We start from the raw sequence: 16623 nt of genomic DNA on the forward strand, positions 1-16623 counted from the left end.
ATGCATCAAAAATGATGCACCTTTAGGCCCTAAGCGATTTGCTGTTATTTAGAAAGTTGTCATACTATACATCTCAATTTGCTGGCCTGTAGGGCTAGAACCTCCATACCAGTGGTTTGTGCCAACAAAGTAGTACCAGTTATTATAATAGGACCCACTGTTGTTGGTTAATGTAAATTTATAGACACCATCAACATAAAAATCTACCTGATGAACATTGCTGCTCTTAGCCTGGCATTTAAAGGTGTGGTATCCATTGTCGTTTGTTGAGATAGTTTGGTAGATGTATTGTCCTCCTCCCTGCAGATACCCTTTAAGCACATTATCGTTCAGCGTTTTAACGAATCCCATCTCATTGCCGTTCCATTGGGTAACATTGTCGCATAGGAAAACTGCCTGTTCGCTGGCACTACTATTGGCATTGCTGCCACCTTTAAAGCAGCCATAGAATTGCAAACCGGTAGCATTCTGCCCTCCATTTTGCTGGGCAGCATCAATATCAGTGCTACAATTACCAACAGGAACGCAGATACCATTACTTCCGGAAATGAGGTAAGGTTTTCCATTACAAGTGCCCCATAAATTAAAAGCGCTTTGAGGAACAGCAGCTCTTGCAACAGTGGGGGTATTGCCTGCATCAGCAGCAACATCTTTTTTGCAGCTCATTGTAGCGCATAAAGAGAGCGCTATCATAACGGATGCGATTTTTTTCATAACTTTTTAGTTTTGTGGAATAATCAAATTTTATAGGATGGATTAGGGCTTTTTCAAGGTTAATTTTTGAGGAGAGAAAATAAACACCATTTCTTCGCGTCCGGCTATTGTTGTATTTGCCACTTTAATGTCTTTTGAGTACACCTGATCCTTCCACTGATTCGTTAAAGGAGCGAATGTTTGTAATTTATATCCTGCCGGAACCTGTAAATTAAATTCCGCTACCTGTGGGTTGTTTGTATTGTTAAGTGCATATACAAAGTAGGTTTGGCCACACTTTACTGCGTAAGTTTCCAAAACAGGAGATGAGATGTTTACCTGTTCAAAATTGCCTTTTCCTGCTTGTAACATGCGCTGGTTAATATTGCTGACAGCTTGTAAATAGGGCGTCATATTTTGGTTGTCGAACAATTCCCACCACCATGTCATTGGCAGAATAGGGGTAGGACTAAACATTCCATACCATAATCCTCTTCTGTAGTCATAGTTGGCTTCAGTTGCATATTTAGGGTCCTGATCTTCCCACCTGTATCCAAATTCTCCAACAACATATGGTTTGTTATAAGTTTGAATATAATCCGGATAGATTCCAGGGATCTTTTCGGTATGCTTGTAGATGTGTTTCTGATTAAAATCGATATACGGAATGCTATTAAGTCCAATGATCTCACGATGAGAAACACTCGTGCTAACAAGGTGTTGATATGGATCTATATCTTTCAGGTATCTGCTCATTTCGAGATGCCACTGTGCGATAGTTGGGAGAGGAATAATAATACTATCTTTCTGCGTGAATGCGGCGTTATCTACTTCATTAAAAAACTCCCAGACTGCAATGCTGGTGCTGTATCCCCATCTGCCAACAATATAGCGCAACTTATTTTTGTATTGCTCCATGGCCTGGTTGCTGGTAAAATATTCTGCAGGAGTAGCTGCAGGGCCTCCATTGGCTTTATTATATGCACTATGCTTCCAACCACCATTCTCCATCAGGTGGCCATGCCAGTCGATCGTTAGCATAAAATACAACTTAAGCGAATCGCACATTTCTACCAGTTGGTCCATCCGCCTAATTGCACCAGGGTTGAAGTAGCTGTCTGAACTTGTATATCGTTTGGTATTACGAGGTTGTTTCCATTCCAGTGGCAGGTTCCAGTAACACATCCAGGTACGGAAAAAGTTAGCACCGTTCTTTGCCAGTGAGGAGAGCAAATAATCGTAAGTCCATTTATCATTTTCGAAACTGCGCGACTCCCATGCAACGTTTTCTCCAACGCCTCTGAACAATTCGTTATTATCGAACCTAAAGGTCCATAAATCGTTTTTATGCAGAAACCCTTTACCCTTACTATTGTTTACAGAGAACTCTGATGTTGTACTTTGAGTTGTGTGTTTACCTGTTGTTAGTTCGAAGTGATAGGTATAATTTCCTTTCTCCTGAGGTGTAAACCTTGCTTTCCACTGTTGTGTGCTTTCATCATAGAAGGCCGGAAGTAATAAAGGTTTACCAGCTGGTGATGTGAGCAGCATGTCTAGTTTCACCTGGTGCTGATCATACGGGTTGGTATATTGCGCTGTAAGATCTATGCTCCATTCAGTTTTTTCGTAAAGATTTATCTGCTTGGTTTCGAGCCGGATATGATTGATCTTCGTTGAATCGTTGGCGTTATCTTTACCATAAACAATAGTAGAAGTCAATAAGAGGGCATAACACGGAATAACTTTTAAGTAACGTTTCATTCTACCAAAGGTAGAATGATGCCGGGTTGCTGATTAATGCTTATTTGTTAATTTATAATGCTAACATGCGGGCATAATTTTAATTGGTCAATTTTAGAGCTCTATCGACTCCTATGTTTTGATTGTTTTTTTTCTGCTGATATATTCCTTAGGCCCCATTCCATATTGTTTTATAAAACATCTGTCGAAATATGAGTGACTATTAAATCCAACTTCAAAAGCTATCTGATTAATAGTCATATCTCCCTCCAGTAACAGCTGCAGGCTTTTACGAAGTCTTATAGCTTTAATAAATTCATGGACGGTTTGACCTGTAAGGGTTTTTACTTTATTGTATAATAAGCTTCTGCTTACGTATAATGCTTTGGCAATTGCTCTGGCATCAAGCTCCTGATTGCCTAATTGTTCTTCTATATAATCTATTAATTGCTGGATGAAAGCCCTGTCTGTTTCAGATAGTTGCTGGATATCTGTGCTAAGCGGCATATCATTAAAGATCTGCTCACGTAAACGCTTGTATGTATTATCCTGTTTTTGCAGTTGACCCATTAACACCTGAGCCAGAACATCGGGATTTATAGGTTTTGATAAAAATGCGTCAGCCCCGGCTTCATAGCCTGACGCCTGCATTTCGCTGGTATCCTGACTTGTAAGAATGATAACAGGAATATGACTGGTGGCTGTTGCAGTTTTGATCTGCTTACAGAATTGTATTCCATTTATGCCAGGCATCAGTAAATCGGTAATAATAGCAGCCGGTAGTTCTTGTTGCGCCATTTTAAAACCCGTATCTCCATCCCCGGCTTCAAATATTTCAAAAACTTCCGACAGTAGTAACCGTAGATAATCACGCATTTCTTTATTGTCTTCCACCAGCAGTATTTTCTTGCCTTTAAACTGAAGGAATTTATCGGTACTTAGCTGCTGCCAGGCAGAAGGAAGGTTCTGCGATATTGCTGCTGCTTGTGAAGTTTTTATTTCAGGTGCCTCTGCTGCAGGAATGCGAAGCGTAAAGAGGCTACCTTTACCAGGTGTACTGCTTACCTCTATGGTGGCATCATTCGCATCCAGGAAATCCTTTACGATAACCAGGCCCAGTCCTGTTCCTTTTTCGCCTGCGGTGCCTCTGCTAACCAGGCTTTTATCAACATCAAACAAATTTTCCAGCATCTTGGTATTCATACCTATTCCTGTGTCCATAATTTCAAGAATGATATTATCGTTATCCTGCTGGCTATTGATTGTAACTGTACCGCTATATTCTGTAAACTTTATACTATTGGAGAGCAGATTTCGAACAACAACATCCATCATCTGTGGATCAGCATAGATCCAATGATTCTGGCTGTTATTGATGAGCTGAATATGTTTATTGGTTAGAGGATTTTCTAAAAGGTTAATATTGGTACGCAGAATCTCTGACAGGTCGCAGGTTTCACGGTTAATCTGCCGTTGCTTGGATTGAGACATAGACCAGCTGAGTAGATTAACGAGGAGTTCAAAAACGTTTGTAGATGAAGCATGCATATTTCTGAGATATTGTCTCAGGTCCGAGCCGTCGATCTCCGACATATGGTTATATAAGTAGCCTGATAACTCTTTCAGGGCCGCAACAGGGTTCTTTAGGTCATGTGCCAGAATGGAGAAGAAGTAGTCTTTAGATGTATTTAATTTTTCCAATTGAGCTACCGCAATTTCCAGTTCTTTATTCTGATCAGAAATTTGCAGTTGCTGAACGAGGATTTTATCTGTTTGTCTGACTATTTCTGCATAGGAGGCTTCCAGCTTTTCCTTTTGCATGGATATTTTATCGTGTTGCATCAACAGCGATGTATGGCTCTCCTGTAACTTGGCTGTTTGTCTTTTTACTTCTTCTTTCAACAGCCTGTTTCGTTTTTTAACATTTGCTACACGCCAGTAGAAAATTGTTATTACGCCAATAACAACTAACAGGAGAGATAACACGTAAAACCACCAGGTTTGCCACCAGTAGGGTAGTATGTTAAGTACCAGTGTTTTGGAAGGAGGTAGCCAGTTGCCATAGATATCAGTATATCTTATCTGTAGCTTATAGTAACCGGGAGGTAAATGGGCAAAGGAGATTTTTCTTTCATCTACTACTTCAATCCAATCGTTGAAATAACCATCGAGTTTGTAGCTATATTTAATTTTTTCCGGAGCGTAGAGGTTTATAGCGGCAAAGGCAATGGTAAAGAAAGATTGCTTTTGTGTGAGGGTAAGCGTATCTGTCAGGTTCAGACTACGGCTAAGGGTGCTGCCGACTTTACCGGGTTTTTGCTGGTCTCCGAAAATGTATAAATCTTTAAAATAGAAATATGCAGGAGCAGGAGTAGGTACTATACTCCCCGGACTAAACGTACAGAAACCTTTGGGGCCTCCAAAGTATAACCATCCGTTACTGGCTTTAAGTGCCGCCTTTTGAAAGAAGGTTTGTTCAGATAACCCATCATTCTTATCAAAACGTGTAATCTTGCCTGTGGAGGGCTGTAAACATAATAACCCATCATTACTCCCAATCCAAAGGTTTTGCTGATCATCGCAGGCGATCGATTTCATTGATACCGGTAACTGGTATCTGGAGTTATAATGAATGAAATGTCCAGTTGCCTCCTCGAAGCGATCTAGCCCCTGTTCTGTAACAATCCAGATATTGCCTTCTGTATCTGAAGTGACCATGTTCACAGAGTTGCTATTAATGCTATTACTATCGCTGGTATGCTGAAATTGCCTGAATTGTTTGCCATCATACAGGAAGATGCCACTATAACTACTAATCCAGATACGGCGGTACTGATCCTTAAATAAGTGATTTACCCAGGCGGGTGATTGCATATTAAAAGGATAGCGGGTATTATTCTTATAATGTGTAAAGGTTTTGAGTTGCAGATCATAGATACATACTCCTTCGCCATGAGTACCGATCCACAATAAGCTATCCATGACCAGGAGAGTTTTTACATCGTTATTGATCAAAGATTGATTGTTGGAAGGATCGTGCAGGAATTTGATTTTCTGACCTGTTTTAGGATCATACTTAATCAGGCCATCTGTCCATGTGGCAATCCAGAGGTTGCCGCTTTCATCTTCTTCAATATCATTCACAGCGAGGTTGCCATATAGGGCGGTTGTATTTAATACTCCGTTTTTTGCAGGGTCATAGCTGATTAGTCCATTACCGGCAGTGCCTATCCATAGTTTATGTTGTTTGTCTTCATGGAGAGTTGTTACAACAGTAGTGCTTAAACCCGGTAAGGCATTGGAATGCCCCAGTGTATTTGTAAAAAGGTTTTTGTTTTTATTGGTACTGAAGATGCCACTTCCGGCAGAAGCAAACCAGGTATTTCCGAAATTGTCTTCAGTTATGGAAGTTATGGTTGAAAGCTCTATTTGTCCGTTATTCTGGGATTTACTGTTTACGGGCTTAGGTTGCAGTGTTCCAGGAGCTACAATACAAACTTCTTTCCGGCCAACTCCTATCCAGATAGTTCCTGCTTTATCTTCATAGAGGGAGCGAATGTTGCTATGTCCGGAATTCCCCCCATTTGAAAGGTTATCGAAGCTGGCCAGTTGTCTGGCATTTTGATCGAGTACGGTTACGCCTCTGTCTTCAGTTCCTACCCAAAGCCTTTGTTGCCTGTCGAGCAGGATACATTGAATTTTGTTGCTGGAAAGGAGGTTAGGGGTTTGATCGTTATTCCTGAAATATTTGAATTGGTGGGTTTGAATATTGAATTTTATGATCCCCTGGTTAAAGGTTCCTGCCCAAATGTTATGATCAGGGCCCAGGGCGAGACAAAAAATAATGTTCTCTACTTCCTTGCTCAAATACCATTCTGCCTGCATTTTATTGGAATCGAACCGGCATAATCCACTGGAGGTACCCAGCCAGAGTTGATGTTTCTCATCTTCCAGCATAGCATTTACCGGAATTTTATCATTGGCTTTGGTAAGAGGGATGCGACGAAAAACATCCAGACTGGCATCGTAAAGATGTAGTCCATCTATGGTTCCTACCCAGAGGTGATGTTTACTGTCTTCAAAAATAGAGTGGACGATGTTGTTATTGAGGGTCAGGCTATCCTGTTCGTTGTGGAGGAATTTGGTAATTGTATATCCATCCCAGCGAAAAAGTCCGTTGAAAGAGGCGAGCCACAGGAAGCCATGGGAATCGTAATAGATTTTCTGATAGTCGTTCGTTGGAAGACCATTATCAGTGGAAATGTTATAGAAATTATAGTTGACAGACTGCGCTATGGAAACTGAAATACTTGTCAGGAATAGCAGCAGAAATAATTTAATTCTTAAATACGCTGGCATACTGGCACAAATTCACATTATTCGACTACGTGGATAAAAGCTGGTTGATAAAATTTTTGTAATCTCTTCAAATATATCCATACGGGTTATGAGAAAATGAATTTTGTTGTTTTATATGTTTATTATATTGATTATTAAATAGATGTAAAAATTAGTTTTGAAATCTGGACTATATTTCAAGAATTCTGCACTTTAAATCAAGGGGTATTCTGGTGACCTTAATAATATTGAAACGGTACAACAAACCATGGCTTAAAAATAAATTCCATGTTGAACGAAAGTTTCATGTTTAAGAAAGTGATGAGGGAAATAACTCCTTTAGGGTCTCATGATTGTTTTTCTATTTTTTCCCGCAGGAAGCGTTCTTTTACCTTTCCGTTGCATTCACACGAGGAAATGGAGCTTAACCTGATAATTGGAGGGAAAGGAATACAACGGATAGTTGGAGACCATATCGGGTATATCGAAAATGCGGAATTGGTTTTAATTGGTCCTAATCTGCCACATGGATGGTTTACGGAAAAAGATAGCAATGAAGATGTATTAGAGATCACATTACAGTTTCACAAAGACTTATTTTCCCAAAATTTCCTGGAGAAAGACCAGTTGCGTTCCATCAAAAAATTATTGGAGCAGGCGGGTAGGGGAATTGCATTTTCACCACAGGTAGTGGAGCAGGTGAGTAAGCGAATTATTGAACTGGAGAAATTGAGCGGATTTGATTCATTTATTCAATTATTGTCATTATTGCACGATTTGTCTACCGCCCGGAACAATAAATTACTATCAGATGCCACTTTTAGCCAGGATGTAGTAACACATGAAAGCCAGCGTTTGGAGCAGGCATTCGAATATATGAACCGAAAGTATTCGAGTCAGATTACCCTAACCGAAATAGCCAGGATAGTGAATATGTCGGAAGCGTCATTTAGCCGGTTTATTAAGTCGCATACCGGATTTACATTTACCGAAAGCCTGATGGAGATAAGGTTGGGGCATGTAGCCAGGATGCTGATCTCTACTCAACTTACTATTGCTGAAATAGCCTACCATTGCGGGTTTAATAATATGGCAAACTTCAATAAACTGTTTAAGCGTAGAAAAGGATGTACACCGAAGGAATTTAAAATGAATTATAACAGACAGTTGGTGTTTGTGTAGGGCTACATGATTATTGTATTACCTTCTTCCAAACTAGCATTAAATTTAGATTGAAAGTTAGCTCTTTGAGAATTAGCTGATGCTCTTATTGGGTAATTATCGCTTCTGGAAAAACAAATTATTGCTTTCACATCGTGATTAGATAAGTTTACTCCGGCATTAATTAAGGCTTCAAGGGTGGAGGAAAGTTGTTCAACAGCCTTATTCCTTTTTTTATTTCTATTGCCGGAGGAATTTTCTTTTATTTCAACCAGATAAAAATTGGTATCGTTAAAAACAATACAATCACTTTTTTGGATATCATCATTGAACAAGCAATTATCAGTTTTGACCACACATAAGTCTACGGAATTGGGGTTTTCAACTGTTAGCTGATATTCCTCCTGGTTTGTTACTATTTTAACGGGAAATTCATCTCCCGGGTCTGCTATAAATAATTGGGGATTATTTACTCTTATATAGGATCCTTGAAACTCACATTTAGACAGATGGGTATATTTACAATCACCCAAATAATCTTTTAAGAATTGCTCCATTGCTTATTTAAGTTAAGTAAGGCATCAAAATCATCGGCTAATGAATCAGATGCTTCATCAATATAGTTGTTTTTGATAAGCCCACTTTCCTCATCAAGTATAGATTCGGCGCGGCCATTGCAGATTTGATATGCTGTAAAGGAATTAGGGTGGATGTTCGATGATACTATTTTTGATACAGTATCTTTAATTTCATTGTGTTGTTCGAAGGATAGTCGTTCATCTTTTCTAAATAAAGAATGATTACCAGTTAAGATAACCTTATTAGCAAATAATAAGTTGTTTAGAGCTGATAAAATATAAGGGCTATGTGTGGTATAGGTATGTATAGAACCAAAATCTTCCCAATATGCTTCTCTACGTGTAGATTCAAGTTTTTTAATTAGTTCATATTGCGCCAAAGGGAACAAGTTTAACTCAGGTTCTTCTATAACAAATGATCTATGACCAGTACTTCCATAATGATTTAAAACTGGAATTAATATAGGTAAAACACTTTGAATACCAGATGCAGCTTCAATTAATTTGATGCTATGTTCGTTGGTGGTGAATATTCGATCTTCACCATTAACGCTTTTATATTTCAAATTCTCGTGTAAAAAACTTAAATCAATTTCATGAATCACAGACTTCTCTACTTCAGCTCCAAAAGCTAAAATATGCTTGGGTATTGGCACCTTATTGAGAAGTAAATTAAGAGACGAATTTTTTATAATATTAATAAAGCTCCTTTCAGCAGGAATGTATAAAGCTGTGTTTGTGCTTAAATCCATTTCTGTTTTTCTTAAAACTTCAATAATATGAGCTGTATTTTCTTTAGATAGATATTGAGCACTTTTTGGATTAAAAGTATTTTTATCAGTCTTATCGAGTATATCCTGAACCTTAAAGTTGATAAAAATAAATTTGTCAGTAATTTCCTTGATTAAAAGTATTAATGCATTCTTATTATCCGCAAAATTTAAGTTAAGTTCTTCAATTGTATCAATCTTCTGAAGAAGTTTTGGGGTATAATCTAATTGCCCATTACTATATTTTACATCATGTAATTCAGATGAAAAAATGATTTCTGTATCTTTTTTAAGAAAACTTGATATATTATAATCTTCAAGTGCCTCAATAAAGGAAATAATCTTGGAGTCATTTACAGGACTACCTAATTTCTGAGTTTTCAAAAATTTCCTTGGGGCTTTTAGTATTGTCAACAATTTAGCCAAAGCACTTTTGCCACTGGCTTGAGGGCCAATGAAAACATTTACATTTCGAAGATCCAGATCTACAAACTCAATAGGCCCAAAATTCTTTACAAGAAGCTTAGATATCATACAACAAATATACTATTCTATAAGTAAAGTAACTGATTACTAGATAAGATAAAAGTTAACAATTTAAGGCTTTTTGCAAGAAAAATTGGCCTATTGTTTAATCTGGCGCTAGATTTTTTTCTTATATGCTTCCTCCATTTCCCGGTTTCCAATTTCCTTTGCCAGCTTTATTATTTTCTCCCTGATTCTGTCGTCATTTTTATTATACTCAAAAGCCAACGCTAACACTATTACGGAAAAGTTCTTATAGTCCTTACCTTTTTGAATTTCTCCTTCGTTCCTATAAGCATCTCCATATTCAAATGCAAGATCTGAAATGCCTTCCAGGTCCTGTATGGTCATTGTTCTGATTGTCTGAGAAGTATCAAGCACAAATGCTTTATCAATATCAGATTTACCATCTTCTATTTTGCCTTTGTTAATTTTACACAACCCCAATTCCCGGATAGAGACAGCTGATTTATCATCAATCTTAAGATATCTCTCAAAAAATGGAATGGCTACATCAAATTGTTTGTCGATATAATAGCAATGTCCTAAAGCGCTAAAGATAACATAGTAACTCGAATCTATTTCGTATGCCTCCAGGAATTTAGCAATTGATTGTTTATTCAGATCGGATGCTCTTTCCCAATCCTGCTTATTCTGTGCCTCAATCGATTCCAGATTAATGGCAATACCCTCATTAAATATTTCAGTTGCTTTTTCTCTTTTGATCGCTGACTGATGGCAGGAAGTTAAAATGAACAGGGCGATTAATGTAACGCACAGAATGCTTGATTTCATAATTAAAAGATATCTGTTTTTTAAGATCGCTAAAAAGCTGCGGTTAATACTGTTTTTAATGTATTATGTTGATTTTCAATTGTTTTGAAAATAAAAATGAGCCATACAACAAAGCAAATTTGAGCTGTATAACAAAGTGAATTTATCCAGGTTAGCTGAACTTTGTACCTGTAAATATAAAGAATATGAAAAGTATTAATAAAGGTTACATTAATGGAGAGTTTGTAACACTCAATGGAACACAGATCTTTGATTTGATCAATCCAACTAATCATCAAAAGATCGGAGAAGTAACACTCGGGGATGAAAAAGATGTTCAACTAGCTGTTGCAGCTGCAAAAAAATCTTTTGAGTCATTTTCTAAAACAAGTATTGAAGAACGTATCAATCTTCTTAAAAATTTAAAAGCTGCTGTAAGTAAAAAGGAAAATGAACTAATAGAAGTGATGATCCTGGAGTATGGGGGAACACGTCAGTTTTGTACAATGAGCGTACAAAATGCACTGGCTTCTTTCGATAATGCTATTGAGACACTTCAACATTTCGAATTTCAAAGAACAGCCGGACATACACTGGTGCAGATGACTCCTGTAGGTGTTGTGGGTATTATTACCCCCTGGAATTCAAGCAATAGTTTTATCTGCAGTAAGCTGGCAACAGCTATCGCAGCAGGTTGTACTGTAGTGGTGAAACCAAGTGAAATGAGCGCACTTCAAACCCAACTGCTTACAGAATGTTTCCATGAAGCAGGATTGCCAAAAGGCTTGTACAATATGGTAAATGGTTTGGGAAATGTTGTAGGAAGTGCAATCACTAACCATCCCGATATCGCTAAAATATCCTTCACCGGTAGTACCGTAACCGGAAAACAAATTGCCAAATCTGCTGTTGATACCGTAAAACGTGTAACATTGGAATTGGGCGGAAAATCGCCGAATATTATTCTGGAGGATGCAGATTTTAACCAGGCAATTCCACAGGCCGTTTTCGGCGCATATATGAACAGTGGTCAGGCTTGTATTGCTCCAACACGTTTATTGGTACCTAAATCCAAACTGCAGGAAGTAAACGAAATTGCTAAAGCGGCTGCCGAACAAGTGGTAGTAGGTAACCCTGGTAATCAGGCAACAAATGTTGGCCCAATGGTGTCTGAAAAACAATATGAACGTGTACAAAGCTATATTCAGATCGGCCTGGATGAAGGTGCTACTTTACTCACAGGAGGCGTAGGTAAACCAGAAGGATTAGAGGACGGAAATTTCGTAAAAGCTACAATTTTTACCAATGTGCGTAACAATATGCGTATTGCACAGGAAGAGATTTTTGGGCCGGTGCTTTCTATTATTCCATATGAAAATGAAGCAGACGCAATTGCAATTGCTAATGATACCGTTTACGGACTGGCAGCATATGTAACCTCAGCCGACGAAAGCAGGGCCGTGAGTGTGGCATCGCAAATTGATGCAGGCAGGGTTTGTATAAATGGATTTAAACATGATCCCCTGGCTCCGTTCGGAGGATTTAAACAATCAGGGATTGGAAGAGAATTTGGGGCATTCGGATTAGAAGAATACCTCGAACCGAAGTCAATTATTCTTTAAGTTTTATATTTATGAACATAGCCTGCAAAGGCTATGTTCATAAATCACAATTATAAAGTATGTCTGAAGATCATAATTATATAAACTATAGCTGCTATTTCAATGCCTTCAGGGAAGGAGAACAGTTTGTATTGAATCATAGCTTGTCGATGATTGTTTCAGGAGAAATGGAACTGAATGATGGTACAGTACAACGAGTTTTCAAAAAAGGGGATGTTTATCTTGCCCGGAAGAATCAGTTGCTGAAGTTTATGAAAAAACCTACCGAAACAGAAGAGTTCAAGTCATTGTCGATTCAGTTTGGGGAAGATTTGCTTAAGGCAGTTAGTGCGCAGGAGGGATTTCATTTAGATGAAAAATACAAAACTCCGGCATTCATAAATTTGTCTGACTCACAACATCTACGCTACTTCATGGAATCTTTGCTCCAGTATAAAGAATTATTGGAGAACAAAGCCCCCGAACTGTTGGAACTAAAACAGAAAGAAGCATTAATGTTATTGTTTGCATATGATAAGAATCTGAAAAAGGTATTGTTTGATTTTTCAGAGCCGCATAAATTAAATCTGGAAGAATTTATGCAGAAGAACTATCACTTTAATGTGAAGCTCGAGCGTTTTGCTTATCTGACTGGTAGAAGTCTTGCTACCTTTAAAAGAGATTTTAAGAAGATTTTTAATACTTCTCCGCGCAATTGGTTGCAACAACGAAGATTACAGGAAGCCTATTTCCTTATTACTCAAAAGCGGCAAAGGCCCAATGATATTTATATGGATTTAGGGTTTGAAGATTTATCGCATTTTTCTTTTACATTCAAAAAACAGTTTGGACACTCACCTTCGGAGCTTCTGAAGTAAAAGGCAGGGGAGATTGCTCCCCCACCTTTGAGACTCAGGGTTTATCAAAATGAGTTTCGAATTCCTTTTGTTTTCCTGCCTGATCAATTACATTCAGATGCACATGATAATGTCCTGCGGGCGCTTCACTGACATTAATGTGTTTGTGCAGATGATAGGTCGATTGTCCAACCATTGCTGCATCTGTATAGCTCATAGTTTTTTCCCACTTGCCATGGATCTCCACTTCAACTTTAGCAATCTTATTGGGGGCATTAATATCAGCTTCCAGGTGCAGATCGGTGCCGGCACTTCCGAGTGCTACTTCAAAACCTATAGCGGTAGGCAGTGAAGGATCGGTTTTAATTTCTATGTCGGAATCAAATACCTTCTTCATTCCTTTCTGATCAGTTACTACCAGGTGAAGGCGGTATTGGCCGGTAGCAGTTTCGGCCGGAATCACGATATGCTTATGAAATTCGGCATTTTTCAAACCCGCAAAACCGGTAGTATATACAGAATCATATTTCCATCCAGTGCCTGATACCGGCTGAATAGTTAATTGTATACTGGCAATATTTCCAGGTGCAGTTACCTGTGCTTCTACATGGATGTCGGAGCCTGTATAAGCAATCTTATTATTGCCTGATCCAATTTCAATTGCGTCCATAGAAGGACCAGGTGCTACCTCTTCTTTGTCTTTAGTACAGGCGGTAAATAAAACTGACATTACAACTACCGGAATAAACCATTTAGAAATACGTCTCATACATTGTTTGTTTTTATTGTTTATAAATAGAGTTGATTACTTGATTTTGATGCTTAAGCCCTTAATAGTTTGCCAACCTGCAGCATCCGTTAGCATAATCATGAAATGATAATCGCCCGGATCTATATCTCCGGGAATGGAAATCTCTGTATTCGTCTGATAGCTGGAAACCTTATCCGGAATAGGAAAGGATTTGATATAGAGGAAGGGATTGACAGGGCCCTTAATGGGGTCCATTTCACAGCTGTTAACTTCTGTACTATGAGAGTGATGATCGAAGTTGTGGTGAATATCGATGGAATAGGAGCCTAACTGCATATTATCTTTCAGCAAGGCTTTAAATACAATTGTTTCTCCCCGGGTTAGTACACTGCATTGTTTGGGAAATGCATCTGCATGCGTAACATCGATGGTCGGATATTCGGTGTCGATTTCTTTATCATCTTTTGTACAGCCACTTAAAGACATCAAACCTAGCAGACCACAACCAATGAGGGTCTTTGAAAAATTTTGATTTCTCATAATTATTAATTTTTCTCTTCTTTTATTTTGAAAGGAAATCTCAGGCTCAGAACAATATTTCGCCCTTGTTCGGGTAGTTCAATCAACCTGTAAAAGCTTGTATGATTCAGGTACCGGGTATTCAGAATATTTTGTACCTGCATACTCAATTGTACCTCTTGTTTGTTTAGAGATATGTTGCTGCCTGCCTGAAAATTGAATACCTGGTAACCAGGTGTTTTTTTCTCTGGCGGAACAATATTGTTTTGAGAACCTGTGATCCTGTAATCCAGAGAGAAGTAGGGTTTTGAAAAATACTTTCCTGAAGCGGGCGACCAGGTTAGATTAAGAAGGATTGATTGTGGCGGTGAAAAAGGAAGGGTATATCCTTTTTTATTCCCGGACAATTGCTTTGCATACAAATATTCTCCACTAACCTCAGTTGTAAGGCTTTTTATGACTTTATACTTGGCCTGGATCTCACCTCCATACCTCAGCACTTTGCTTTGGGCATATTGAAACACCTGATTACCGGCTCCATAATCGTAATCATGATAGGGAGTAGGATTGAGATAAATATAGTTGGGGAAGTAGTTATAAAAAGGGCTTACTAATACAGACCATTTGCTGGCGTTCCAACCCATGCTGAGATCTACCTGGTAGGATTGTTCGGGAGCCAGGGTAGGATCACCTTTCTCGTAGCTAAAGTAATGATAGTTTACCCCATTGGCCGATAGCTCCTTTGCAATCGGCATCCTGAAGCTTTTTCCAATATTTAGTTTTGTATTGAATTTATCGGCATTATAATTCAGACCAGCCGACCAAACCCAGCTTTGAAAGGTTCTTTGAAGATTCTCTGCTCTTGTTAGTTTTTGAGAGATAGTTTCGTTGTTTTGATCTATGGTTGAAGGAAACCAATCTATATACTCTTGCATTTTCAACATGCCATAATCGTAACGCATGGCGGCATGCAGCAAGAAAGAGTTATTAATTGTAATCTTATCGTATAGGAAAATACCCGTATTGTATTGCCGGAATCCTGGCACCAGAAAGCTCCAGCCGCCAATATTATTATCCTGGTATTCGCTATTGATTCCGGCAGTAAAGGCATGAAGGCCAACCTGGAAATAATCCCGTAAATTCACAGAATAAACTTGTTTGTTAAACTCTCTTTCGAGGTTAACAGGAATATTTAGGGTATCGGGATAAATAGGGGGCATATAACCATGATTAACGTATTGGTTATACTCCTGTCTGAAGTTTTTCTGATAGCCAAGATCAATTTCAATCCGGTGATGATTAAGCTCAAGAGTATTTCTATTGATGATTTTAAAATGATTTACCTCCTGGCTGGGCTGTAATATATCTCTGTTAGATTTGTCGTGAAGGGTTGTGTTTACTCTGCGGGGTTCCAGCCCGTGTGCATTGGCAAAGAATCCACTTTTGTTGAATACATTACTTATATAAAACAGAGATTTAAATTGGTTTCCGATGTAGCCGCCGGAAAGATGCAGACCTGATTCTCTCCCGGCTGTATTTCTGAGAAAATTTTTATGTAATCCTACAGCATAGTTGTATATGTGTACAGTATCGGTGGGCACGCGGTAGTCGGCATATTCCTGGAAAGTAATACGCCCATTGATCATCCATTTCCTGCTCCGTGCGTATAAGTTTGCTGAGCCGCCATATAGGTTGTTGTTAGATTTGCCTACTAAATCTACAGATCCGCCAATTGTATTTATAGAAGGTAGAGGTGCAGGATTTGTGTTAATTACTCCGGCGATGGCATCAGAGCCATACATGAAAGAGGCAGTGCCTTTAATCAATTCTACTTGATAAGTGGCAAACTGGTCGAGCTCCAGACCATGATCTGCTCCCCATTGCTGTCCTTCATGTTTGATCCCATTCTCAACTACCACTACTCTGTTGAATCCCAGGCCACGGATAAGGGGTTTTGACTGGCCGGAACCAATGCCAATTGTTTTAATACCAGGTAGGCGCTCCAGCGATTTCATAAGGCTGCCTCCCAGATGTTGCCGGATATAGTCGGCCTTTATGATTTCAATATTTAATGATTCTTCGCTTTTTCTAATCTCTGTACGATTAGCTTGTGCGACTACTTCCTTAAGAACGTGTTCTTTCTGAACGGGAGATTGTGCATCTGCAATGGCCACAATTAATAGCCATAGTAGCAGAATATAGTATTTCTTGAGCATACAGTAGTAAGCCTTACAGGTGGTTGCCTGCAAAGAAGAATTAGACCGCATTCCCGTTGGGAAATGCAAAAATTAGATAGTGAGTACTAACAGGAGTGGC

At 38.7% G+C, this 16623-nt stretch carries 12 protein-coding genes; 3 read left to right on the forward strand and 9 right to left on the reverse strand.

Features of this window, described 5'->3' with window-relative positions; translation table 11 throughout:
• Positions 1 to 48: 48 nt before the first annotated feature.
• The 3 genes from DVR12_RS13900 to DVR12_RS13910 all read right to left on the reverse strand — a co-directional run bounded on the left by DVR12_RS13900 (position 49) and on the right by DVR12_RS13910 (position 6792).
• Complete coding sequence (locus tag DVR12_RS13900) at positions 49 to 714, reverse strand: hypothetical protein (protein ID WP_116976295.1); 666 nt, start codon at positions 712 to 714, stop codon at positions 49 to 51.
• Positions 715 to 756: 42 nt separating this feature from the next.
• Positions 757 to 2454, reverse strand: a complete 1698-nt coding sequence (locus tag DVR12_RS13905; protein WP_116976296.1) for a DUF5060 domain-containing protein — start codon at positions 2452 to 2454, stop codon at positions 757 to 759.
• 111 nt (positions 2455 to 2565) lie between these two features.
• Positions 2566 to 6792 carry a two-component regulator propeller domain-containing protein gene (locus DVR12_RS13910; protein ID WP_116976297.1) on the reverse strand — a complete coding sequence of 1409 codons (4227 nt, stop codon included), beginning with the start codon at positions 6790 to 6792 and terminating at the stop codon, positions 2566 to 2568.
• A 267-nt stretch (positions 6793 to 7059) separates the two neighbouring features.
• Between DVR12_RS13910 and DVR12_RS13915 the strand changes: the two genes are divergently transcribed.
• Positions 7060 to 7953, forward strand: coding sequence for an AraC family transcriptional regulator (locus tag DVR12_RS13915; protein ID WP_116976298.1), 894 nt, complete (start codon positions 7060 to 7062; stop codon positions 7951 to 7953).
• A gap of 2 nt (positions 7954 to 7955) precedes the next feature.
• Here DVR12_RS13915 and DVR12_RS13920 read toward each other — a convergent pair whose 3' ends face one another.
• The 3 genes from DVR12_RS13920 to DVR12_RS13930 all read right to left on the reverse strand — a co-directional run bounded on the left by DVR12_RS13920 (position 7956) and on the right by DVR12_RS13930 (position 10600).
• Entirely contained in the window at positions 7956 to 8489 is a 534-nt protein-coding gene (locus DVR12_RS13920) for a hypothetical protein (RefSeq protein WP_116976299.1), read from the reverse strand.
• The gene (locus tag DVR12_RS13925; RefSeq protein ID WP_116976300.1) at positions 8474 to 9814 is read right to left on the reverse strand and encodes an AAA family ATPase; all 1341 of its coding nucleotides are present in this window, start codon (positions 9812 to 9814) and stop codon (positions 8474 to 8476) included. Before DVR12_RS13925 ends, DVR12_RS13920 begins: the two co-directional genes overlap by 16 nt.
• Positions 9815 to 9922: 108 nt before the next feature.
• A complete protein-coding gene (locus DVR12_RS13930) occupies positions 9923 to 10600 on the reverse strand; it encodes a tetratricopeptide repeat protein (protein WP_116976301.1) in 678 nt (225 codons plus the stop codon).
• A gap of 185 nt (positions 10601 to 10785) precedes the next feature.
• On the opposite strand from DVR12_RS13930, the gene DVR12_RS13935 reads away from it, so the two are divergent.
• Positions 10786 to 12201, forward strand: coding sequence for an aldehyde dehydrogenase family protein (locus tag DVR12_RS13935; RefSeq protein ID WP_116976302.1), 1416 nt, complete (start codon positions 10786 to 10788; stop codon positions 12199 to 12201).
• A gap of 59 nt (positions 12202 to 12260) precedes the next feature.
• The gene (locus DVR12_RS13940) at positions 12261 to 13058 is read left to right on the forward strand and encodes a helix-turn-helix domain-containing protein (protein WP_116976303.1); all 798 of its coding nucleotides are present in this window, start codon (positions 12261 to 12263) and stop codon (positions 13056 to 13058) included.
• A 34-nt stretch (positions 13059 to 13092) separates the two neighbouring features.
• Here the strand turns inward: DVR12_RS13940 and DVR12_RS13945 are convergent, their stop codons facing one another.
• From DVR12_RS13945 to DVR12_RS13955, 3 genes are read right to left on the reverse strand one after another with little or no spacing between them, the layout of a single operon-like run.
• A complete protein-coding gene (locus DVR12_RS13945; RefSeq protein ID WP_116976304.1) occupies positions 13093 to 13806 on the reverse strand; it encodes a DUF4625 domain-containing protein in 714 nt (237 codons plus the stop codon).
• A 36-nt stretch (positions 13807 to 13842) separates the two neighbouring features.
• The gene (locus DVR12_RS13950; RefSeq protein ID WP_116976305.1) at positions 13843 to 14328 is read right to left on the reverse strand and encodes a DUF4625 domain-containing protein; all 486 of its coding nucleotides are present in this window, start codon (positions 14326 to 14328) and stop codon (positions 13843 to 13845) included.
• A gap of 5 nt (positions 14329 to 14333) precedes the next feature.
• Positions 14334 to 16523, reverse strand: a complete 2190-nt coding sequence (locus DVR12_RS13955; RefSeq protein ID WP_116976705.1) for a TonB-dependent receptor — start codon at positions 16521 to 16523, stop codon at positions 14334 to 14336.
• Positions 16524 to 16623: the final 100 nt, after the last annotated feature.

Origin of the sequence: Chitinophaga silvatica, from assembly GCF_003419895.1 — a bacterium.
In the GTDB taxonomy this organism is placed as follows: domain Bacteria; phylum Bacteroidota; class Bacteroidia; order Chitinophagales; family Chitinophagaceae; genus Chitinophaga; species Chitinophaga silvatica.